The sequence below is a fragment of the Bradyrhizobium ottawaense genome (assembly GCF_900099825.1).
GTDB lineage: Bacteria > Pseudomonadota > Alphaproteobacteria > Rhizobiales > Xanthobacteraceae > Bradyrhizobium > Bradyrhizobium ottawaense_A.
Genome location: NZ_LT629693.1, coordinates 831,679 through 853,265, shown reverse-complemented (window position 1 = coordinate 853,265; position 21,587 = coordinate 831,679). Strand labels below are relative to the sequence as shown.

At 62.7% G+C, this 21,587-nt stretch carries 24 protein-coding genes; 16 read left to right on the top strand and 8 right to left on the bottom strand.

The features are described 5' to 3' along the window. The first annotated feature begins 22 nt into the window (after positions 1–22). Positions 23–1,195, top strand: coding sequence for an acyl-CoA dehydrogenase family protein (locus BLR13_RS04280; protein ID WP_074827336.1), 1,173 nt, complete (start codon positions 23–25; stop codon positions 1,193–1,195). A gap of 19 nt (positions 1,196–1,214) precedes the next feature. Here the strand turns inward: BLR13_RS04280 and BLR13_RS04275 are convergent, their stop codons facing one another. After that, positions 1,215–1,820 (bottom strand): TetR/AcrR family transcriptional regulator, encoded by a 606-nt coding sequence (locus BLR13_RS04275; RefSeq protein WP_197679520.1) that lies wholly within the window; start codon positions 1,818–1,820, stop codon positions 1,215–1,217. Between the two features lie 310 nt (positions 1,821–2,130). On the opposite strand from BLR13_RS04275, the gene BLR13_RS04270 reads away from it, so the two are divergent. The 15 genes from BLR13_RS04270 (at position 2,131) to dhaK (ending at position 14,240) form a co-directional block, all read left to right on the top strand. After that, entirely contained in the window at positions 2,131–2,898 is a 768-nt protein-coding gene (locus BLR13_RS04270) for an SDR family oxidoreductase (protein ID WP_074827339.1), read from the top strand. A gap of 67 nt (positions 2,899–2,965) precedes the next feature. Then, the gene (locus tag BLR13_RS39920) at positions 2,966–3,157 is read left to right on the top strand and encodes a hypothetical protein (protein ID WP_143039794.1); all 192 of its coding nucleotides are present in this window, start codon (positions 2,966–2,968) and stop codon (positions 3,155–3,157) included. A gap of 310 nt (positions 3,158–3,467) precedes the next feature. Further along, complete coding sequence (locus BLR13_RS04260; protein ID WP_074827343.1) at positions 3,468–3,911, top strand: AMP-binding protein; 444 nt, start codon at positions 3,468–3,470, stop codon at positions 3,909–3,911. Positions 3,912–4,196: 285 nt separating this feature from the next. Further along, positions 4,197–5,531, top strand: coding sequence for an ABC transporter substrate-binding protein (locus tag BLR13_RS04255; RefSeq protein ID WP_074827345.1), 1,335 nt, complete (start codon positions 4,197–4,199; stop codon positions 5,529–5,531). A gap of 109 nt (positions 5,532–5,640) precedes the next feature. Beyond that, positions 5,641–6,600, top strand: coding sequence for a carbohydrate ABC transporter permease (locus BLR13_RS04250; RefSeq protein ID WP_074827348.1), 960 nt, complete (start codon positions 5,641–5,643; stop codon positions 6,598–6,600). Beyond that, positions 6,597–7,550 carry a carbohydrate ABC transporter permease gene (locus tag BLR13_RS04245; RefSeq protein ID WP_074827350.1) on the top strand — a complete coding sequence of 318 codons (954 nt, stop codon included), beginning with the start codon at positions 6,597–6,599 and terminating at the stop codon, positions 7,548–7,550. The genes BLR13_RS04250 and BLR13_RS04245 overlap by 4 nt, the downstream gene beginning before the upstream one ends. Next, positions 7,547–7,759 carry a hypothetical protein gene (locus tag BLR13_RS04240; protein WP_074827352.1) on the top strand — a complete coding sequence of 71 codons (213 nt, stop codon included), beginning with the start codon at positions 7,547–7,549 and terminating at the stop codon, positions 7,757–7,759. The genes BLR13_RS04245 and BLR13_RS04240 overlap by 4 nt, the downstream gene beginning before the upstream one ends. A 5-nt stretch (positions 7,760–7,764) precedes the next feature. Then, positions 7,765–8,862 carry an ABC transporter ATP-binding protein gene (locus BLR13_RS04235; RefSeq protein WP_074827355.1) on the top strand — a complete coding sequence of 366 codons (1,098 nt, stop codon included), beginning with the start codon at positions 7,765–7,767 and terminating at the stop codon, positions 8,860–8,862. Next, on the top strand, positions 8,855–9,862 hold the full coding sequence (locus tag BLR13_RS04230) for an ABC transporter ATP-binding protein (RefSeq protein ID WP_074831911.1): 1,008 nt from the start codon (positions 8,855–8,857) through the stop codon (positions 9,860–9,862). Before BLR13_RS04235 ends, BLR13_RS04230 begins: the two co-directional genes overlap by 8 nt. Further along, complete coding sequence (gene dhaL, locus BLR13_RS04225) at positions 9,859–10,473, top strand: dihydroxyacetone kinase subunit DhaL (RefSeq protein ID WP_074827357.1); 615 nt, start codon at positions 9,859–9,861, stop codon at positions 10,471–10,473. The genes BLR13_RS04230 and dhaL overlap by 4 nt, the downstream gene beginning before the upstream one ends. After that, on the top strand, positions 10,470–10,871 hold the full coding sequence (gene dhaM / locus BLR13_RS04220; protein ID WP_074827358.1) for a dihydroxyacetone kinase phosphoryl donor subunit DhaM: 402 nt from the start codon (positions 10,470–10,472) through the stop codon (positions 10,869–10,871). The genes dhaL and dhaM overlap by 4 nt, the downstream gene beginning before the upstream one ends. Beyond that, a complete protein-coding gene (locus BLR13_RS04215; RefSeq protein ID WP_074827360.1) occupies positions 10,864–11,178 on the top strand; it encodes an HPr family phosphocarrier protein in 315 nt (104 codons plus the stop codon). Before dhaM ends, BLR13_RS04215 begins: the two co-directional genes overlap by 8 nt. Before the next feature lie 4 nt (positions 11,179–11,182). Beyond that, complete coding sequence (ptsP, locus tag BLR13_RS04210; RefSeq protein WP_079587982.1) at positions 11,183–12,781, top strand: phosphoenolpyruvate--protein phosphotransferase; 1,599 nt, start codon at positions 11,183–11,185, stop codon at positions 12,779–12,781. Further along, positions 12,778–13,209: a hypothetical protein gene (locus tag BLR13_RS04205; RefSeq protein ID WP_074827364.1), complete on the top strand. Its 432-nt coding sequence runs from the start codon at positions 12,778–12,780 to the stop codon at positions 13,207–13,209. Before ptsP ends, BLR13_RS04205 begins: the two co-directional genes overlap by 4 nt. A 41-nt stretch (positions 13,210–13,250) precedes the next feature. Beyond that, a complete protein-coding gene (gene dhaK / locus BLR13_RS04200; protein ID WP_074827366.1) occupies positions 13,251–14,240 on the top strand; it encodes a dihydroxyacetone kinase subunit DhaK in 990 nt (329 codons plus the stop codon). Between the two features lie 826 nt (positions 14,241–15,066). Here dhaK and BLR13_RS04190 read toward each other — a convergent pair. From BLR13_RS04190 to BLR13_RS04160, 7 genes are read right to left on the bottom strand one after another with little or no spacing between them, the layout of a single operon-like run. Next, on the bottom strand, positions 15,067–16,134 hold the full coding sequence (locus BLR13_RS04190) for a maleylacetate reductase (protein ID WP_074827368.1): 1,068 nt from the start codon (positions 16,132–16,134) through the stop codon (positions 15,067–15,069). A gap of 38 nt (positions 16,135–16,172) precedes the next feature. Further along, entirely contained in the window at positions 16,173–17,528 is a 1,356-nt protein-coding gene (locus BLR13_RS04185) for a dicarboxylate/amino acid:cation symporter (protein ID WP_074827370.1), read from the bottom strand. A 27-nt stretch (positions 17,529–17,555) separates the two neighbouring features. Then, positions 17,556–17,915, bottom strand: coding sequence for a cupin domain-containing protein (locus BLR13_RS04180; protein ID WP_074827372.1), 360 nt, complete (start codon positions 17,913–17,915; stop codon positions 17,556–17,558). 2 nt (positions 17,916–17,917) lie between these two features. Next, positions 17,918–18,949, bottom strand: coding sequence for a quinone oxidoreductase family protein (locus tag BLR13_RS04175; RefSeq protein ID WP_244525088.1), 1,032 nt, complete (start codon positions 18,947–18,949; stop codon positions 17,918–17,920). A 9-nt stretch (positions 18,950–18,958) separates the two neighbouring features. Then, positions 18,959–19,867 (bottom strand): 3-keto-5-aminohexanoate cleavage protein, encoded by a 909-nt coding sequence (locus BLR13_RS04170; RefSeq protein WP_074827375.1) that lies wholly within the window; start codon positions 19,865–19,867, stop codon positions 18,959–18,961. Positions 19,868–19,878: 11 nt separating this feature from the next. After that, positions 19,879–20,622, bottom strand: coding sequence for an SDR family NAD(P)-dependent oxidoreductase (locus tag BLR13_RS04165; RefSeq protein WP_244525087.1), 744 nt, complete (start codon positions 20,620–20,622; stop codon positions 19,879–19,881). Positions 20,623–20,642: 20 nt separating this feature from the next. After that, positions 20,643–21,542, bottom strand: coding sequence for a dioxygenase (locus tag BLR13_RS04160; RefSeq protein WP_074827378.1), 900 nt, complete (start codon positions 21,540–21,542; stop codon positions 20,643–20,645). Positions 21,543–21,587: the final 45 nt, after the last annotated feature.

Sequence of the window (21,587 nt, the reverse complement as noted above, 5' to 3'; positions counted from 1 at the left end):
CAGGCAGAGAAGGCGCGTCGGAATGAATGCTCTTGCTTCCCATGGCCATGCGGCCTCGGTCTACCTTGGCGAGGAACATGAACTTCTGCGAGCCCAGATCCGGCGTTTCGTCGATGAGGAGATCAAGCCGCACGCGGCGGCCTGGGAGCAGGAAGGCATGGTGCCGCGCGACGTGCTGCGCCGGATGGGGGAACTCGGCTTTTTCGGCATCCGTTATCCGGCGGAATATGGCGGTTCCGATCTGAACACGCTGGCGACCGTGGTGTTCGCCGAAGAACTGGGTCGATCCACCTTCTCGGGCGTGGCTATCACGGCGTTGGTGCATACCGACATGGCGTCGGTGCATCTGTTCAACGGCGGTTCGCAGGCGCTGAAGGATCGTTTCATGCCTGATGTCGTCGCCGGCGAGAAGATCGTCGCGGTCGGCGTCACCGAGCCCGGCGCGGGCTCGGACGTGAAGGGCATCCGGACCACCGCGCGCCGGGACGGCGACAGCTATGTGCTCAACGGCGCCAAGATGTTCATCACCAACGGTGTCCACGCCAATCTTTACTGCATCGCGGCCGTCACCAATCCGGAGGCGCGGCCGTCGCAGCGGCTGTCGATGCTGCTGGTCGAGAAGGAGACGTCAGGCTTTCGCGTCAGCCGAGCGCTCGACAAGCATGGCTGGCGCTCTTCCGATACGGCGGAACTGCTGTTCGAGGATTGCCGCGTGCCGGCCGAGAACTTGCTGGGCGAGGAAGGGCAGGGCTTTTACGCGATCATGCGCAATTTCCAGAACGAGCGGATCGTGATCGGCGCGATGGCGATGGGCGAGGCCCAGGCCGCAATCGAAATCACGCTGGACTGGGTGACGCAGCGGCAGGCCTTCGGTGCACCGCTATGGTCGAAACAGGCGATTCGGCACCGATTGGCGATGCTGGCGGCCAAGGTCGAGGCAGGCCGGCAACTGGTCTACCATTCGGCGTGGCTGGTCACCCAGGGGATCGATGCGACCAAGGAAGTGTCGATGGTCAAGGCCTATTGCGGCGAACTCGTCAACGAGGTGATGTATGACTGCCTGCAGTTTCACGGAGGCATGGGTTATATGCGCGAGAGCGCGATCGAACGAATGGCACGCGATGCCCGGGTGCAATCGATCGGCGGCGGCACCACGGAGGTCATGCTGGAGGAGGTCGCCAAGCGGATGCGCTGAGACGATTTCCGGCAGGGGATCATGCTTTCTTGACCCCGTCGAAAATCAGCAACTCGGTTCGCCGGGCCAGTTTCAAGACCGCGTTCTTGCTGTCGAGGCTGAACCATTCGATGGTCCAGTTCAGCGCGCCCAGCACGAAGATCCGCAACGGAACGATCTCGATATCGGCACGAATTTCTCCGGCGCGGCGGGCATCGAGAAAGAGCTGATCCCAGTATTTCGCGTAAGCCCTGCGCAAAGGGCGATGCCGCTTCTTGAGCGTTTCGGGCAACTGGCCGTAGATGCGAATATTGGCGGACGTGAAGTCGCTGGCTTCGAGCAACGCCGCCAGATGCGCCTCGATTGCGAGTCCGATGCGGCGGCGGTGCGAGACGTTGCCTGCATCCTTCACGGCCTTCTTGACCGCTTCGAATACGCCCAGCAGCCCAAGATGCAGAACCTCGTCGAGGATTTGCTCCTTGGAATCGAAATAGTAATAGATGCTGCCCGCCTTGATTTCGGCCATTGCCGCGATCTGACGTAGCGTGGTGGCGGAGTAGCCCTGGCGGCGAAACAGCTTGGCCGCGGCTTCCAGAATCGAATCGCGCGACTTTTCCGACTTCGAAGTCTGGACGATGCCGGTCACCACTTTCTCCGGTGCGGTCGCCTTGCGCTTCGATATCGTCGATGAACGGGGGTTGGCGCTGCGCTTTGGCCTGGAGAGACGATTCTGAGCTTTGGAAACCAACAAAGACCGCCGTGTCGGATGCATGTTCAAAGCGCCTTCTGCGCGCGATTATTGGCGCAGCCAAGAGGCTTCGTCAACCGCTGCGCGAACGATAGAGGCAGGCTCGATCGCGACAAGGCCAATGTTGACGTCGTCTCGGTGAACCGAAACAATCGACCGACGATCGGGTTCAGGCACAACAATAGAACAAGAAGACAGGGAGGTTGACATGCGCGGACTCAATGGCCGACGGGCGATTTTGACTGGCGGAGCCAGCGGGATCGGGCGGGCAACGACGCTTCGGCTGGCGGAAGAGGGCTGCGTCGTCGGCGTGTTCGACAAGAATCTGGCAGGGGCGGAGGAGACGGTGCATCTTTGCGCCGGCAGGCCCGGCCGCGTGCTGGCCTTTCAGGTCGATATCACCGACCGCGATGCGGTCGGTGCCGCCGCGGACAAGTTTGAAGCTGCTGCCGGGCCGGTTGAACTGCTTGCCAATGTGGCCGGATGGGACATCCCGATTGCATTTCTGGACACCGATCGCGCCTTCTGGGACAAGGTTATCGGGATCAATCTTTACGGTCCGCTCAATCTGCATCACGTCGTGGTCAGGCGTATGGTCGAACGCAGCTTTGGGCGCGTGGTGAACGTGGCATCGGATGCGGGCCGGGTCGGTTCCTCCGGAGAGGCGGTCTATTCAGCGTGCAAGGGCGGCCTGATTTCGTTCACCAAGACAGTAGCCCGCGAACTGGCGCGAAAGAACATCATTCTGAATGTGGTATGCCCGGGCCCAACGGATACGCCTCTGTTCGAGGCCTTTACGAAGAGTTCGCCGTCCGGCGGCAAGATCGCCGAAGGCCTTGCCCGGGCGATCCCGTTACGGCGTCTTGGACAGCCGGATGACTATCCGGGCATGATCGCATTCCTGCTTAGTGACGATGCCGCTTATATCACGGGACAGACGATCAGCGTGTCGGGTGGGTTGACCATGCATGGGTGACGAGGGACCGCCGGCGTAGCAACCGGAACCGCCGCCTAAACGGCCTGGGCTTACGGGGCAGCCAACGGTGACGTTCGAGCAGATTCCCCCACGCGAGCGGCCGTCGCTGATTCGCGGTTCGAAGGCGATCAATCAGGCTTTCTCGCTTCGCAGCGAGCGATCGGCGACCAACATCGCCTTCTTGGTCTGCTTTGCGGGCGAAGGGCTCGCGATGCTCGCGTGCTCGTCCCGGAAGCCGTTGCAAACGAAGCGCATGTAGGCCTTCGTGACGAAATCCGGCAGTTCCCGGATGGAGCCGTTCGATCGCGCGAAGCGGCTCGAGAGATACTTTCGAGCTCCCATCAACATAAAGGCGAGAACTTCGTATTCGCGAGGGTCGACCGCGCGCGCATCGCCGGCGTTAGCGGCGCGTTGCAGTACGCGTTGGTAGCCGCGCGCGATAACGTCGATGTGCTGCTGAAATGCTTCCGGCGAGAACAGCTCGGACTCGTAGAGGATGCGGTAGAATTCGGGGCGCTTCAGTCGCTGCTGGGCCGATCAGCCGTGACAGATGGGTCAACTGCCACAACTTGATCGACCCGGCGCTTCCATTCGGCGGTTACAAGCAGTCCGCCATCATCGAGCTCGGTGGCGTCGCTGTGCCGGTCAATCTCGGGCTGACCGCGGAAGGATTGGCGGCGCAGATCAACAAGGTCGGTGCCAAGGGGCTGGTGGTCTCGTCGGAAGTCTGGAGCGACAAGCTCGATTCGGTGCGCGGTGGCCTCGGCAGCGTAGAAGCGGTGTTCGTCATCGGTGGCGAGGCGCCGCAGGGGACGCGTGCGTTTTCCGAACTAAGCTCCCCGGGGACAAAGCCGGTCGAACACGAGGCGGTCGATGGATGGGATCTATGTGCGATCTCCTTCACGTCAGGCACAACCGGCGTTCCCAAGGGGACGATGGCCATGCACATCAACGCGCTCATCCGGTACAGCAATGCTGTACGTGATCGAGGACAAATCTACCGGCTCACCTAGGCCGATGGTCGAACACGGCATTGATGATCCTGCGTGCGGTTTCTGAATTTTCGGGGCAGGAGCGCGACGTTTTCCGATCCTGCCGACAGTCCTCTTGCAATGTTTAGTAAATCGTGATTTACTAAACAAATCGAGCTCTACGGATCCCAAGAATCCGCGAGCGCGAGGGAACGTCGGTTCAAGTCATTCAACTCGTCAAGGACTGTGTCGCTCTGCTCGAAGCCTTCGAGCGGGCAGGAACGCCGTGCCATGTCGATGGCCGGCCAAACAGGGAGGGAAATGCGCATGAAGAATACATTGAAGGTGCTCCTTGCTGCGGGCGGTGTCGCCGCGCTCGGCATCGGAGCAACGACGCCGGCGCAAGCGCAAGGCAAGACGATCACGCTGTGCTGGGCGGCGTGGGATCCGGCCAATGCACTGGTCGAACTCTCGAAGGACTTCACCGCCAAGACCGGCATCGGCATGAAGTTCGAATTCGTGCCATGGCCCAATTACGCCGACCGTTTCCTGAATGAACTCAATTCACGCGGATCGCTGTGCGATCTCATCATCGGCGATTCACAGTGGATCGGCGGCGCGGCGGAGAACGGTCAGTACGTCAAGCTCAACGATTTCTTCAAGAAGGAAGGAATCAGCATGGACGACTATATGCCGGCGACCGTCGTCGGTTATTCACAGTGGCCGAAGAATACGCCGAACTATTGGGCGCTGCCCGCCATGGGCGACGCGGTGGGCTGGACCTATCGCAAGGACTGGTTTGCGCGGCCAGATGTGCAGAAGGACTTCAAGGCCAAATATGGCCGCGATATCGCCGTGCCGAAGACGCTCGAAGAGCTCCGCGACATCGCACAGTTCTTCCAGGGCCGCGAAATTGACGGCAAGAAGGTCTATGGCGCTTCGATCTATACCGAGCGCGGCTCGGAAGGCATCACCATGGGCGTCTCGAACTATCTCTACGACTACGGCTTCAAATACCAGGATCCCAACAAGCCCTATGCGATGGACGGGTTCGTCAACTCGCCCGGCGCCGTCAAGGGGCTCGAAGCCTACAAGGAGCTCTACAAGTGCTGCACGCCTCCCGGTGCTTCCAACTCCTACATGTCGGAAGGTCTTGACGCCTTCAAGTCCGGCCAGGTGGCGTTGCAGATGAACTTCTTCGCCTTCTTCCCCGGCCTCTACAAGGATCCGAATGTCGGCGGTGACAAGATCGGATTCTTCTCCAATCCGGCCGCCACCATCCAGGCCACCCAGCTCGGCGGACAGGGCATCTCCGTGGTTTCCTATTCCAAGAACCAGGGCGAGGCGCTGCAGTACATCAAATGGTTCTCCGGCGGCGATGTGCAAAAGAAATGGTGGGCGCTGGGCGGCTATTCTTGCGCCAAGTCGGTGCTGAACGACCCGAGCTTCCCGGATAGCGCCCCGTTCGCCAAGGAGTTCCTGAAATCGATGGGCATGGTGGTCGACTTCTGGGCCGAGCCCTCCTACGCCCAGCTCCTGCAAGCCGAGCAGAAGCGCGTGCATGACTATGTGGTCGCTGACAAGGGCACCGCGCAGGAGGCGCTCGACGGGCTGGTGAAAGATTGGAAAGCCATATTCAAGGAAGAGGGCAAGAAGTTCTAGGATAGCGGCCTGGAGCGCGGGTTCGTCAGCGCTCCAGGCCATTCTCTCCGCCAATACCCATATCTTTTTTGAAGTCGGCAATCGCAGTACATCAGGACCAGCTGACACCATGAACGATTTGAGTGCCTCATCGCGGATAACCTACGGCGCCGTGCCCGTACAGCCCGCCGTGGCGCGCCGAATCCGGGGCCTGTCCGATACGGCGCTGGCGTGGCTCTTCATCACCCCGACGATGCTGCTGCTGCTGGCGATCAACATCTTTCCGCTGGTCTGGACCATCTATCTTTCGTTCACCAACTACCGGGCCAACCGGGCAAATGCACCGGTAAAGTGGCTGGGCATCGATTGGTACCAGACCATCCTGACCGATCCGGACATCTGGGCGGCGATGCAGGTGACGGCGCATTTCGTGTTCTGGACCGTCGCCATCGAGACCGTGCTTGGATTTGGCCTTGCCTTCCTGATCGACAAGAAATTCCGCGGCCACGGCATGTGGACCACGATCATCCTGCTGCCGATGATGCTTTCGCCGGCCGTCGTCGGCAATTTCTGGACGTTCCTCTACCAGCCGCAGATCGGCCTCTTCAACTATGTGTTCGCCTTCCTCACCGGCCGCTCCGCATCGTCGTTCCAGATGCTGGGCGACGTGACGCTCAGCCCTTGGGCGATCGTCATTGTCGACGCCTGGATGTGGACGCCCTATGTGATGCTGATTTGCCTTGCCGGCCTGCGGTCGATCCCGGACTACATCTATGAGGCGGCGGAGGTCGACCGCGCCTCGAAGTGGCGGCAGTTCTGGTCGATCACGCTGCCGATGGCGTTGCCGTTCATCATGCTTGCGGTGTTGTTCCGGGGCATCGAGAACTTCAAGATGTTCGACATGGTCAACCTGCTCACCGGGGGCGGGCCGGGGTCCACCACCGAGGTCGCCTCGATCACGCTCAAGCGCGCGGCATTCGAGAGCTGGCGGACCGGCTATTCCTCAGCCTTCGCGATCATCCTGTTCGTAACGGTGTTTGGCCTCGCCAACATCTATGTGAAGGCATTGAACCGGGTGAAAAGCCGATGAGCATCGCGAACACAGCCCATTCCGTAGTCGAACCATCGCCCGGCACCAAGCGACTGGCGGGTTCGCTAGTGGTTCTCTATGCCGTGATTACGATGATTCCGCTGGTCTGGATCGTTCTGACTTCGTTCAAGTCGCCGGACGATGCGATCTCCTATCCGCCCAAACTCGTCTTCACGCCGTCGCTGGAAGGTTTCTGCAATCTCTTCACCACCCGCTCGCGCCAGACGCCGGAATTCATCCGCACGCTCGGACCGTCTCAGGGACTTTGCGATGGAATCGCGCGCGGCCGCAACATGGTGATCGCCGGACCTTCGAACTATGTGCCGCGTTTCATCAATTCGCTGATCATCGCCTTCGGCTCGACCGTGCTCGCGGTTACCCTCGGCACGTTGGCGGCCTACGGCTTCTCGCGGTTCCGGGTGCCGCTGAAGGACGATTTGCTGTTCTTTATCCTGTCGACGCGGATGATGCCGCCGATCGCGGTCGCGATCCCGATCTACCTGATGTACCGCACCATCGGGCTGTCGGACACAAGGCTCGGCATGATCCTGCTCTACACCTCGGTCAACGTCTCGCTCGCCGTCTGGCTTCTCAAGGGCTTCATCGACGAGATCCCGCGCGAGTACGAGGAAGCAGCCATGATCGACGGCTATACGCGCTTCCAGGCCTTCGTGAAGGTGGTACTGCCGCAGGCAACCACCGGAATCGCGGCCACCGCGATCTTCTGCCTGATCTTCGCCTGGAACGAATACGCCTTCGCGGTGCTTCTAACCTCCGGCAACGCGCAGACGGCGCCGCCTTTTATCCCGATCATCATCGGTGAGGGCGGGCAGGACTGGCCCGCAGTCGCCGCCGGCACGACGCTGTTCTTGGTGCCGATCGTTGTTTTCACGGTGCTGTTGCGCAAGCATTTGCTGCGCGGGATCACCTTTGGAGCCGTTCGCAAATGAGCCTCGATGCAAACTCCTCCATGCCGGCTGGCAGCTTCGCGGATAGAATTCTGCGACGCGGACCATTGGAAGCCGTCGCTACGACGATCATCGCCGCGGGCGTCGTCATGCTGATGCAGCCGTTTTCCCTGACGCTGTATTCCTGGTCATTCGCGACCACGCTGTTCGGCACGGTGATGTTCACCATTGTCTCGAAGGTCAGAGAGTAGGGCGGATGGCACAGATCAGGGTCGAAGCGCTTGAAAAATCCTTCGGGGATTTCCATGCCGTCAAGGCTGCCAGCTTCACGGTGGAGGACGGCGAATTCCTCTGCCTACTGGGACCCTCGGGCTGCGGCAAGACGACGACGCTGCGCATGATTGCGGGACTTGAATTGCCGACCGCCGGCACCATCCGGCTCGATGGCGAAGACGTCACGATGAACCGCGCCTCGGCACGCGACATCGCTTTCGTGTTCCAGCTGTTCGCCCTCTATCCGCACATGAACGTCCGGCGAAATATTGGGTTCCCCCTGAAATGCGAGGGCGTCGGCGCAGCTGAGTCCGACCGGCGGGTGGTGGAGGCCGCGCGCATCCTGCGCATTTCGCATCTTCTCGATCGGCCAGTTTCGGGCCTTGCCGGCGGCGACCGGCAGCGCGTCGCGCTCGGGCGGGCGATCGTGCGCAAGCCGAAATGTTTTCTGATGGACGAGCCGCTCGGCGCGCTCGATACCGAAATGCGCGAAGCGATGATCCATGAGTTGCGCGCGCTGCATGACCGGCTCGGCGCGACCACGGTCTACGTCACCCACGATCAGCTCGAGGCCATGGCGATGGCCGACATGATCGCCGTGATGAACAACGGCGTCGTCGAACAGGTTGCGAGCCCGCGCGACATCTATGACCGGCCGGCGTCGCTGTTCGTTGCCGACTTCATCGGTTCGCCGCCGATGAACTTCCTGCCATTCCGCGGTGGCCTACAGGCCGGCGCGCAGGCAATCCGGCTCGGCGAGCGTGACGTCGCCATTCCGGCTGCACGCCAGGCGCTGCCGGAAAGCGATCTCGTCCTCGGGGTCAGGCCCGAGCACGTGCGCTTCTCCGATCTCGGCGTCGTGCGGGGTGAGGTCTATGGGTCGGAGTATCTCGGCACGACGCAGATCGTGACGGTGACGACGCGCTATGGGGCACTCAAGGCTCGGTCGCCGGCCAGCGTGTCGTTCCGGACCGGAGAGCATGTCGGGCTCGATTTCCGCCCCGATACGCTGTCGATCTTCGACAAGGCGTCAGGCCGGGCGGTCCGAACCGCGTTGCATGAGGGAGGCGCGCATGGCTGAGGTCGAGATCAGGGCGGTCTCCAAGGCGTTCAAGAAGACGCAGGCCGTCAGCGATCTGTCGCTGACCGTCGCAGACGGCGAGTTCGTCGCACTGCTCGGGCCGACGGGTGCCGGCAAGACGTCAACCTTGCGCCTGATCGCCGGACTGGAGATGCCGGACCGCGGTTCGATCCGGATCGGCGGCCGCGACGTGACTGGCGACGCGCCGGCCGATCGCGACGTCGCTTTCGTGTTCCAGCAATATTCGTTGTATCCTCATCTTACCGTGTTCGAGAACATGGCTTTTGCATTGCGCGCGCCGATCCGGCGGGTGCCGGAGGCCGAGATCCGCGCCAAGGTGCGGGAAGTCGCTCGTCTGCTCCGCATCGAAACCAAGCTCGACAACAAGGCAACGCAGTTGTCGGGTGGGCAGATGCAGCGCGTCGCGATCGGCCGAGCCTTGGTGCGCTCGCCCGCGATCTATCTCATGGACGAGCCGCTCTCGTCGCTGGATGCCAAGCTGCGCGGCGAAATGCGCCTTGAACTCAAGCGCATCCAGACCGATCTCGGCGCGACCATCCTCTATGTCACCCATGATCAGACCGAAGCGATGACCATGGCTTCTCGCATCGGTGTCATCGAGGCCGGGCGGCTCATGCAGATCGGGACGCCGCGGGAGATTTACGAGAACCCGATCAACGCCCATGTCGCCGCGCGGCTTGGTCAGCCGGCGATCAACCTCTTGCCGGCGGCGCTGTTTGCCGGCGCGCCGCTCGGGGCCAAGACTATCGGCGCGCGCACCGAGCACTTGACGATCGCGCGCGGCGGCGGCGAAGTGTCGGCGACCGTCACCCGGATCGAGCATCTCGGCGACCAGAGCCATCTCCACCTCGATCTCGGCGGCCAACCGGTCGTGACGTTGTCCGATCCCGAAGCCAGGCTCGGCGCCGGAGACATCGTGTCGCTCTGTCTCAACAATCCGCTGTTCTTCGATGCGGCCGGCCGGAGGATTGCGGCATGAGCCTCAATCGAACAGCGAGGGAGAAGCTGGTGCGGGCGCTGGCAGTATCGGTGATCGAGCATGCCGACGAATTGACCAGCCTCGATCAGGCGATTGGCGACGGCGACCACGGACTGAACATGAAGCGTGGCTTCGAGGCGGTGCTCGCGACCCTGCCGGCTCTTGCAGATAAATCGACGCCCGAGATGTTGAAGGCGATCGGCATGACGCTGGTGATGAAGGTCGGTGGCGCCTCCGGGCCGCTCGTCGGCACTTTCTTCATGGAGCTCGGCAAGGCGCTTCCGGAGGAGCCTGCGCGCGCCGATCTCGTGGCGGCGACGGGTAAGGCGATCGATGCTGTCAAGGCGCGCGGACGCTCGGAAGCAGGGCAGAAGACCCTGCTTGATGTCCTCGTGCCGGTGCAGGCGATACTTGCGGCCGGCGGCGACGCGGCGGCGATCGCCGCGGAAGCGACGGAGGCCGCCGAGCGTACGACGCCGATGCTCGCGACGCGCGGCCGGGCGTCCTTTCTCGGCGAACGTTCGATCGGTCATATGGATCCGGGTTCGCGCTCGGCGTCCCTCCTGATCGGCGCAGCAGTCGTAACACTGGAATTCGAGGCAGATTTATGAGCAATTCAAGTTCTGGCAACGTCGGAATCGTCATCGTTTCGCATTCCGCCAAAATCGCGGAGGGGGCGGCCGATATGGTGCGTCAGATGGTCGGCAATGCTGTGCCGCTTGCCTGGACAGGCGGCGACCTTGAGGGCGGGCTCGGCACCAATGTTGCCGGCATCCTCGAGGCGATCGAGATCGCCTGGTCGCCAGCCGGAGTTGCAATCCTCGTCGACCTCGGCGGGGCAGAAACAAATTCGGAGATGGCGGTGGAGATGTTGCCCGAAGAGCGGCGTGCACGCGTCGTGGTCTGCAATGCTCCAGTGGTTGAGGGGGCCGTGATAGCGGCGACCGAGTCCTCCGGCGGGTCGCCGCTAACCGCGGTCCAGCGCAGCGCGGAGGAATTCTATGCATGATGTCAACGCCGGCCGGGCGTCCAAAACGGTTTTGCCGCTAACGGCCTCGGCGGTTCTCGTCAATCCGGTCGGTCTTCATGCGCGGCCTTCGGTCAAGCTTACGCAATGCGCCAAGGGTTTTGCCGCGTCGATCGAAATCGCTCTCGCACCGGACGGACCGTGGACGGATGCCAAGAGTCCGGTGAAGGTGATGCGGGTGAAGGCCCCGCAGGGTGCGATGCTTTATTTCCGCGTCGCCGGCCCGGACGGCGATGCGGCACTCGCCGCCGTGCTCGCGCTGGTGAATGACGGCTTCGGCGAGGCCTGAAGCGGTGACCGAGATCCATCTCACCGGTCGTGCCGCGTCGCCAGGTCTGGCCATCGGACCCGTCACCGTTCTGACGGTCACCGTGGAGAGCCGCAGGACACCGGGCGATCCCGCACAGGAAGCCGCCGCGCTGAAGGCGGCGATCGAAGGTGCGACAACCGAGCTCGCCGAATTGATCGAGGCGGAGCAGGGCGAGGCGGCGGACATTCTGGAATTCCAGGTTGCGATGCTGGAGGACGATGCGCTGGCGGAGGGCGCGTTCACGGCCATCTCGACGGGCGCGCCTGCCGACCAGGCCTGGCGCGCGGTGCTCGATGCAGAGATCGCGGACTATCGCTCGGCGGAAGACGAATATTTCCGCGCCCGCGTCGCGGATCTGGTCGATATCCGCGACCGCGTGCTGGTGGGTCTGAACGGCGCGGACACGCCCGCGGCGATCAGAGGCGGTTCCATCATTGCGAGCGACGACATTTCGCCCTCGACCTTCCTTGCAACTGATTGGCGCTGCGGTGGTGCCATCGTGCTTGCGGCGGGCTCGTCTTCCTCCCATGTTGCGATGCTGGCGCGTGCGCGTGGCACCCCGATGGTCGTTGGACTTGGCCCTCTGTCATGGGAAGCGCGGCCGCCGGCCGTGGCACTCGTCGATGGTGATGCCGGCACCGTCGTCTTCGACCCCGAGCCGGAAACGCGACGCCTGTTCGAGCACCGCATGAGTGCCGCCAATGCTGCACGTGCCATCGCAGACGCCGGTCGCGCCAAACCTGCAATCACGGCAGATGGCCGGCGTATCACGGTCCTTCTCAATATTGCAGCACCTGAAGATCTTGCGGGCCTGGATCCCGCGATCTGCGACGGCATTGGCCTTGTGCGAACGGAATTCCTGTTCGAGGCCTCTCAAGGCCTCCCGGACGAGGAAACCCAATATGCGGTCTATCGGCGCATTCTCGATTGGGCGGAAGGAAGGCCCGTTACAATGCGCACGCTTGATGCCGGCGGCGACAAGCCGATTTCAGGATTGACGATCGATGGTGAGAGCAATCCGTTCCTCGGTCTTCGCGGCATCCGGCTATCGCTTTCGCGGCCGGAGGTATTCCGCCTGCAACTCAGGGCACTGGCGCGTGCAGCTGTGCATGGGACGCTGAAAGTGATGTTGCCGATGGTCGCCGTTCCTTCGGAACTCGACCGCGCGCGCAGGCTTCTTGATGACGAGATCGAGGCACTTAGGGCGCAAGGGATCGCCTGTGCCCGCCCACCGCTCGGTATCATGGTCGAGATACCGGCGGCAGCGCTCTGCGCCGGGGACTTCGAGGCCGGATTCTATTCAATCGGCTCGAACGACCTGACGCAGTACACGATGGCCGCGGCACGCGACATCGGCGCGGTCGCCGACCTCAACGATACCGCTAATCCTGCGGTACTGGCGCTGATTGCCCTTACCGTCGAGGCTGCACGCGCGCGCGGGGTCGAGGTCTCGCTCTGCGGCGACGCGGCCGCCGATACAAGCCTGACGAAGGCGCTGCTTGCGACTGGACTCACAACGCTCTCGGTGTCGCCAGTTGCCGTTGCCCGGCTCAAGGCCACGATTGCCATGGTGAACCCATGACCAACGATGAAAGCGAACAAGCCCACCGGCCGGACGACAGCAATGTCGCGGACTACAAGGCCATCCTGCGGCGGGTGCTCGATAACAGACCGTCCGGGACACGCCTGAAACTCGCGGCGGCGTTGGGCAAGAACCGTTCGTTCGTAACCCAGATTACCAATCCGGCCTATCTGGTGCCGATACCGGCAAAGCACGTCGCAATCATTTTCGAGGTCTGCCATCTTTCCGGAGCCGAGCGCGCGGCATTCATCGAGGCCTATGGACGGGCGCATCCCGGGCGCCTGCGCGCGCCCCATCGCGAAGCGCGCACCCGCAACATCACGGTGACCGTGCCCGACCTCGGCGACGAAAAGAAAAACCGTTCCCTCGAACAACTCGTCGTCGATTTCGCGGCGCAACTCGCGCGCTACGCCGAGAGTGTCGGCTGACGGATCCATCCGGACCGGAAGTAACAATCGGGAGGACGTTCATGAAAAAGCTGATCAACGACGCCAATGCGGTACTCGAAGAGAGTCTTGATGGCTTCGCGGCCGCTCACACCGACATCCTGCTTCTTGGCGCGGGGCGCAAATTCGTGCGCCGCCGCACCCTGAAGCAGGGCAAGGTCGCGCTGATTTCGGGCGGCGGCTCGGGACACGAGCCGCTCCATGCGGGCTATGTCGGCCTCGGCATGCTCGATGCCGCTTGTCCGGGTCAAGTCTTCACCTCGCCGACACCGGACCAGATGATCGAGGCCGCGGAGGCCGTCGACACCGGCGCTGGTGTGCTTTTCATCGTCAAAAACTACGAAGGCGATCTGATGAATTTCACCATGGCTGCCGAGATGGCCGGGCGAGAAGTTGCGAGCGTGGTGACGAACGACGACGTGGCGGTCGAAAGCTCGACCTACACGACCGGTCGTCGCGGGGTCGCGGGCACGCTGATCGTGGAAAAGATGGTCGGCGCCGCGGCCGAGACCGGAATGCCGATTGCCGCGCTCAAATCGCTCGGCGACGAGGTCAACCGTCGCACGCGCTCAATGGGGGTCGCGCTATTGCCGTGCACCGTGCCAGCGGCGGGGCGGCCGAATTTCACATTGGCCGACAATGAAATGGAAATGGGCGTCGGAATTCACGGCGAGCCTGGCCGGCGCAGGGTACCGCTGGCGTCTGCCGATGCGATTGCCGAGGAACTTGTTGGCGCGATCCTCAAGGACCTTGCGCCGAAGCAAGGCAGCGAAGTGCTGCTTCTCGTCAACGGGTTCGGCGCAACGCCAATGATCGAACTCTATTTGATGGTCAATAGCGCAAAGCGAATTCTGGACGGTGCGGCGATCACGACGACGCGTTTCCTGACTGGTTCCTATGTTACAGCCCTCGATATGGCCGGCGCCTCGGTCACCGTATCGGTGCTCGATGCCCAGGCGAAGTCTTTGTGGGATGCGCCCGTGCACACGGCGGCGCTGCGCTGGGGCGCGTGATCGCGGCGTTCTCGCGCTCAGCCTGGCCCTTGGAGCGGGAGTTCTCTTACGAGGCTAACGCACTCAAGGCCAGCACATGCGTGTGCACTCGGCTCTCCGTGTGCACTGAGAACGTATTCGGGTGATTTTCGCTTCCAATCTGGTCATGTATGATCCTAGAAAATCCAATCTGCGGTAGTTTAGTCGCGCTTAATTTCTCAGCCGGTCCAATCACTTACAGGATCGAGTGGAGACAAAATAGTTAAATGAAATGAATGACTTACGCTGGAAGTTCTCCATGGCGCCGATGATGGACTGGAACGAAAGAATAGTTTCTTCAGATAGTTAGACGGCGGCGTGTGCACGACGTGTGCACCGAGAGATCGAAGAAAATCTAGCGACAACCAAGGTGAGCAGGCTGAACTGGACGCGCTGCGGTGTCAGCGGCGGGGCCTATGTTTCCGGAGCGGAGTGATCTAGTTCGCCAAACCGCGAGTTTGCGGTGGCCATGTGCCAACGCAGTCAATTCGCGGAATGAGCGGTTATGGAATGGGAAAGCCGATAATTGAAAGGGATTCGGAATTGTCGACCTCGGAAGCAAGGTCTGCAGCGGACCAATGATGCCGGCAGCGCAGGCCGCAGTCCCCGACGTGGTTCGGATCGAAAGCCGCAACATGAATGTCTGGGAAGACGCCGCGATCGAGGCTGCGGGACGGAAAAGACTATCAATCTCCGGACTACTGACGGAAGCGGGTGTCACCTTCGGTACTCTTGTCTTGGCGGGAGACGGCCGCTGGGCAGCCTGGCGCCTGTCTCAACGAAGTAGTTGCAGGTCGCAAGCGATCGCTCAGGAATCGACGAGCGGCTGTTCGCCGGCCCAGGCGCGAGCGATCAGCTCCCGGATGTCGCCACGTTCGAGCGGGCGCGGATTCCAGTATGGATTGGCTATGGCGAGCTCGGCAGCCCGATCGATGCCCGCTTCCGGCATGCCGATCTCGCGCAAGCTCGCGGGAATGCCAAGTCGGTGTGCCAAGTCGTGGAGCGCCGAAGCCGCCCCGTGAGCTCCCAGGATTTCCGCTATTTGCTTCTCCACATCGGGCACCGCGACGGAATTGTAAGCCATCGCGTGCGGCAGCACGATCGCGTGGGTTTCCGCATGCGGCAGATTGAAGGTGCCGCCGAGCACGTGGCAGAGTTTGTGATGGAGCGCCATGCCGACGGATCCCAGGCATAACCCGCTGAGCCATGCGCCGTAGAGCGCCAGCGAGCGTGCATTCACGTCGTCGGGAGTGCGGGCGATGTCGGGCAGCGCGCTGACGATCGCGCGGATCGCGTCGGCCGCCATCAGCGAGACGACGGGATTGCGGTCCTTGGCGTCGAGAGCCTCGACCGAGTGGGCCAGCGCGTTCATGCCTGAGACGGTGGCAACACGCACGGGAAGCGACAACGTCAGATCGACGTCATAGATGACCGTCCTGGGCATGATCTCGGGACTGGATCGCGTCGTCTTCACGCCATTCTGCGTCTCGCCGAGGATCGGCGTCATCTCGGAGCCGGCGTAAGTCGTCGGAATCGCGATCTGAGGAAGGCCGGTGCGCAGCGCGATGGCTTTTCCAAGTCCGACGGTCGATCCGCCCCCCACCGCGATGACGCCGTCCGCCTTCAAGTCCGCCGCGCGCTTGAGGGCATCCTCGGTCACGCCGACGGGCGTGTGCATGACCGCGCCGGCAAACAACCCGGCGAAACGGTCGCCGAGACGCCCGGCCATCGCGCGGCCGAGCTGTTCGTGGCCCGGCGTGGTCAGCACCAGGGCACGGCGGATCGCCAGCAAGTCGGCCTCTTCCGCCAGCCTTGCCGAGGTTCCCTCGCCGAAGACAATCCGCAGCGGCAGCGATTTGTAGACAAACGGGTACAATGCAATTCCCTAATGGTCCGGCAGACGGGACGAAACGTCTAGGCCTGATGGCGCGCCGGAAGCGGGTTGTCCTCGACCAGACCCGCCGGAGCTTGCACCTCCTCGGCATCTGCCATCCTACCGTCGAGCACGGCGTTCAAGCGAGCCAAATCCAGCTCGCCTTCGGTCCGCGAGATCACGATCGTCGCCACGCCGTTCCCGATCACGTTTACCAGGGCTCTCACCTCGCTCATGAAGCGGTCTATGCCGAGAATGAGCGCCATGCCCGCGACCGGGATGGTTGGGACGACAGACAGGGTTCCGACCAAAGCGATGAAGGAAGCGCCGGTCACCCCGCTCGCGCCTTTCGAGGTCAGCATGGCAACGGCGAAGATCGCGATCTGCTGCGAGATCGAAAGATCGGTGTTTGTGGCCTGGGCGACGAAGAGAGCAGCAAGCGTCATGTAGATAGACGAGCCGTCGGTATTGAAGACGTAGCCCGTCGGAACGACGAGGCCGACGACGGGCTTCGAACAGCCGAGACGCTCGAGCTTCTCCATGAGGCTCGGCAGCACCGGATCGGACGAAGAGGTCCCCAGCACGATCAGGATCTCCTCCTTGATATATACGAGGAATTTCCAGATGCTGAAGCCCGCCCACCAGGCGATCGGTCCGAGAATGCCGAACACGAACAGCGCCGAGGTCAGGTAGAACAGCCCAACGAGCTTAGCCAGCGGTCCAAGGGAGGCGATGCCGTAGCGACCCACGGTGAACGCCATGGCGCCGAAGGCGCCGATCGGCGCGAAGCGCATGATGACGTTGATGGCGCCAAAAATGAGCATCGATCCCGCATCGATCATGTCGCGTATGGGCTTTGCGCGATTGCCCAGGCGCGACAGAACGCAGCCGAACAATATCGAGATCAGCACCACCGGCAGTATGTCTCCGCGAGCGAAGGCGTCCATGACCGTGTTCGGAATGATGTTGAGCAAGAATTCGGCGACGGTCTGCTCCTTCGCCTTGCCGGCATATAGCGCCACGGCCTTGGCATCCAGCGTCGCGGGATCGACGTTGAAGCCCGCGCCGGGCGTCGCCACGTGGGCGGCAACGAATCCGATGATCAGCGCCACGGTCGAGACGACCTCGAAGTAGAGTAGTGCCTTTCCGCCGACACGGCTGACCTTCTTCATGTCCGACATGCCGGCAATACCCGTCACCACCGTGCAGAAGATCGCGAGTGCGATCACCATCTTGATCAACTTGATGAAGCCGTCGCCGAACGGCTTCATGTCGACCGCGATGGCCGGCCAGAAGTGACCCAGCGCGATAGCAACCGCGATCGCGGCCAGGACCTGCACGTACAGAACAGCGTAGAAGGGCTTCCTCGGTCGTCCGTCAGTCGAGATCCTGCTCATCGGTTTCTCCCTGTTATGTATGATAGATCACAAGCCGCGCTGGCGCTCGTCGGCCGAGAGCGGCATCACCAGAAGCACTGTCACCGGCGAATTCGTTCTGTTGGTCAGCCGGCGGTCCTCGCCGCCGCCGATGCGGCAGGAATCCCATTTGCCGAGTGTGACCTGGTTCTCGCCGTTCGAGACATGGAGGGTCCCGTCAAGCGCGACGTACATCTTCTCCTGTGGTGACGAGGACAGGGTCGTCCCGCCACCTGGGGCGATCACCGACACGCCGATCCAAAGATCGGCGGACGGACCGGCCTCTCTTCCTTGCAGTCGGACCATCGCCATGTCGTGATGGCCCGGCGCGGTGTATCCCGGCGCCTCGGCGAAGCGGACGATGTGCATGATCAGACCCGCGGGCGCAGCACGATGCGGTCGCGCGACGATCCGATCACGGCGGCATAGGCCGCTTTCGCGTCGGCCAGGGGATAGATCGAGCTATCCTTGATCGGGAAAGGACGAAGGAAGCCGCCGGCGAATCCGGGCAGCACGCTACGTAGAACGTCGGCACTCTCGACCGAGGAGAAGGCAAGCGTGTCAATGCCGACGTACGTGTGCCGCCCGCGGTAGAACTCCAGGATGTTGAACTGCACGACCTTGCGGACCGCCGCTATCAGAATCTGACGCCCACCCTTTGCGAGCGAGTGATGCGCATCGTCGAAGTAGGGATCGCCGACCGTGTTGAAGACGATATCGGCGCCGTTGCCGTTGGTCAGTTCGCGGACTCTGTCCGCGACGTCGGTCGTGGCGGAGTTGACGACCTCGATCGGTGCATTGGCGTGACCTTCGTAGGGTTCGTCCTTGCGAACCACGCCGATGACATTTGCGCCTTGCCACGTTGCCAGTTGCGCTGCGGCCTGGCCGACTTTGCCGTTCACGCCCATGATGAGGACATGCTCACCTGCTTTCGGCATGCCCGACCTTCGGAATCCTTCGATCGCGGTCACGAAGGGTACCCCGATTCCTGCGGCCTCGTCGGCGGAGACTCCGGCTGGCTTTTCGACCAGCGCCGCCGTCTCGACGACGAGATGCGAGGTGTGGGTGCCGTCCCGGCGGATACCGAGATCGCCGGACGTGCCGAATACGGACTTTCCGACCCACTCGCGCGGACCATCGACCACCCGTCCGGAGAAGTCGCGGCCCGGGGTTCGCGGAAATACCGCGTAGGGCATCAGGCCGATGGCTGCCTTCACATCCGACGGATTGACGCCGGCGGCCTCGATCGCCACGACGACCTCGTCCTGTCGGCGTGAAAGGGAGCGTCGCTCGATGCGTAGTTCAATCGATGCCGCATCGGTCGCCTTGGCATTGAGCCGTACGCACGTCGCTTCGACGTCGGTCGGCTCCGATCCAGCAGTCATGCTGGTGATGGCGTTCATCGCTCGCTCCTACGCTGCGCTTCTGGCCGCGCGCGTCGGCAGGCCGACGATGCGACGGGCTTCTTCGACCGTCGCGATCGCGCCTCCGAGGTCCTCGACGATGCGGCGCGCCTTGGCGACCATTTCCGCATTGGAGGTCGCAAGCCGTCCGCGGGAGAGATAGACGGAGTCTTCAAGGCCGACCCGCACATGACCTCCGGCAAGATACGATTGTGCCACGGCCGTGTACGCGGCCTTGCCGATTCCGATGGCGGTGAATTCCGCGTCGTGGGGAAGCAGGTCCCGGGCATAGAGCACGGTCTCGGTGGCGGGCTGAAACCCGTAGCGCACGCCCATGACGAACGAGCACAGCACCGGCCCCTGCAGCGTGCCGTCGGCCAGAAGATCGTGCATCAGCGCGATGTCGCCGGAATCGAACAGCTCGATTTCCGGCCTGACGCCGGCTTCAGTGATCACCTTTGCCATTCGGCGGACGTTGCCGGGGGTATTGATCACCACCTCTCGACCGGAATTCATCGTGTTGAGGTCGAGCGTGCAGATGTCAGGCCGCAGCGCGGTGATGTGCTCGACCCGCTGTTCCGGCACCATCAAGGTCGTGCCTTCCGCCGCAACCTTCGGGTCGTGCTGGGACGGCACGAAGCGTCCGCCCGGTCCGGTCGTGATGTTGAGGATGAGCTCGGGATTGTGCGCGCGGATGCGCTGAACGACGTCGGCATAGTGGTCGAGCAGCATCGAGGGCCGCCCCGTCAACGGATCCCGAACGTGGATGTGCACCATCGCGGCGCCCGCATCCGCAGCGCCGAGGCAGGCTTCGGCAATCTGCTCCGGGGTGATGGGCAGATGAGGCGTCTGCTCGGGCGTCGTCAGATTGCCGGTTACGGCGCAGGTGATGATGACCTTGTCGCGTGGAGATCGCATGGAATTTTCCTTCAGAGTGAGCGGCCGCCGTCGACGACGAAGGTCGTTCCGGTGGCGAAGCCAAGTTGCGTGGCGCAGGCGATGATCGCCGAGGCGATGTCCTCGGGCGTGGCGATCCGCTTCAGCGGCGTCGTCGCCGCGGTCTTCGCGTTGAAGTCAGTGCCGCGTCCCGGCACGAAATTTGTATCGACCACGCCCGGGGCGACGGCGAGCACGCGCACGTCCGGCGCGAGCACGCGGGCCAGCGATTTGGTCATGACATCGACACCGGCTTTGGCCGCGCAGTACGCGATCGACGAGCCGATCCCGTTGGTGCCCGCGATCGACGATATCGAAACAATCAAGCCGTCTCCAGAAGCCTTGAGGAGCGGGGCGAAGGTGCGGATCGTCGCGAACTGTCCGCGCCAGTTGACGGCGAACATCCTGTCGATCAAGTCGTCGTCCAGGGCTTCCAGATCGGCGTGGGGGACGGGCCTCGTAAAGCCCGCGGCGTTGACCAGCACGTCGAGCCTCCCGAAGCGGCACTCGATCTCGACGCGCAGCCCCTTCAAGGTGTCCGTCTGTGCCACATCGGCCATCAGCGCGGCGTGACCTTCGCCGGGCAGGGACTGCGCCACTTTCGTCGCCGCCGCGGCTTCCTCCGGGACATCGCGATGGCTGATCGCGACGCGCGCGCCCAGTTCAGCGAAACGTGAGGCGGCAACCGCGCCGATGCTGCCGGCCCCGCCGACGACGAGTACGACCTTGCCGTTCATGGACTGATTCATCTTCTGACTCACTTGATCGGTGGTTTGGGGAGGATCGCTTCGCCGACTTCCATGACGAACCGATAATTCAGCGTGTAGGGCGCCTCGACTCCGGACGCGGCCGATTCGGTCTCGTCATTGCGGCGATAGTCGCCCACGAGCGCACGCGTTACGCCGAACACCACGTCGCTTTCGAGGTGTTCGTCGTCGTCAACGAAGACTTGCGTGATCAGCGTCTTGTAGCCGGGCTTGAAGCCGAGGAAATGGATGTGCGCCGGCCGGTAGGGATGTCTGTTCTGGGCTCGAAGCAAGTCGCCGACCGGACCGTCAGTGGGGACCGGATAGCCTGCCGGCTTGACCGATCTGAAGAAGAAGCGTCCCGCGGCGTCCGTAGTGAACTTGCCCCGCAGGTTCATGTCCGCCTGCGTATCGTCCTGGTTTTCGTAGAGACCGACCGGCGACGATTGCCAGACGTCGACCTCGACGCCCGCGAGAGGATTGCCTGCGACGTCGACGACTTCGCACGCGACGAATAGTCCGGGGCCGGGCGTCGCGGAGCGAACGATGGATCCGCCGTTCTCCGTCTTGGGGGAGTTGGCCCGCCAGAACGGCCCCAGCAACGCCGCGGCGGTTTCGGTCGCGCCAGCGTTGCCGTTGTTGAGGAGGCAGACTAGCGTCGAGAAGCCGATCGCATCCGCGAACAGGATGCCCTCGTTGTGGCTGTGATGGGTGGCCTGCCCAATCCGGTTGAGGAAGTCGATTCCGAGATCGTACTCCGCCTCGGTAAGCTTCACCTCCCGGGCGAAGGCGTGCACGTGCCTGATGAACGCTTCCATCACGCTACGGAGCCGGGCGTTGTCCGTGCCGGACATGGCCCGCAGTACGGTCGGCGTCACGTCCTCCAGTTTCTCGATAATGCCTGTCGCCATGGAATACTCTCTGCAATCGATTGCGGTCACGATGCAATCGATTGC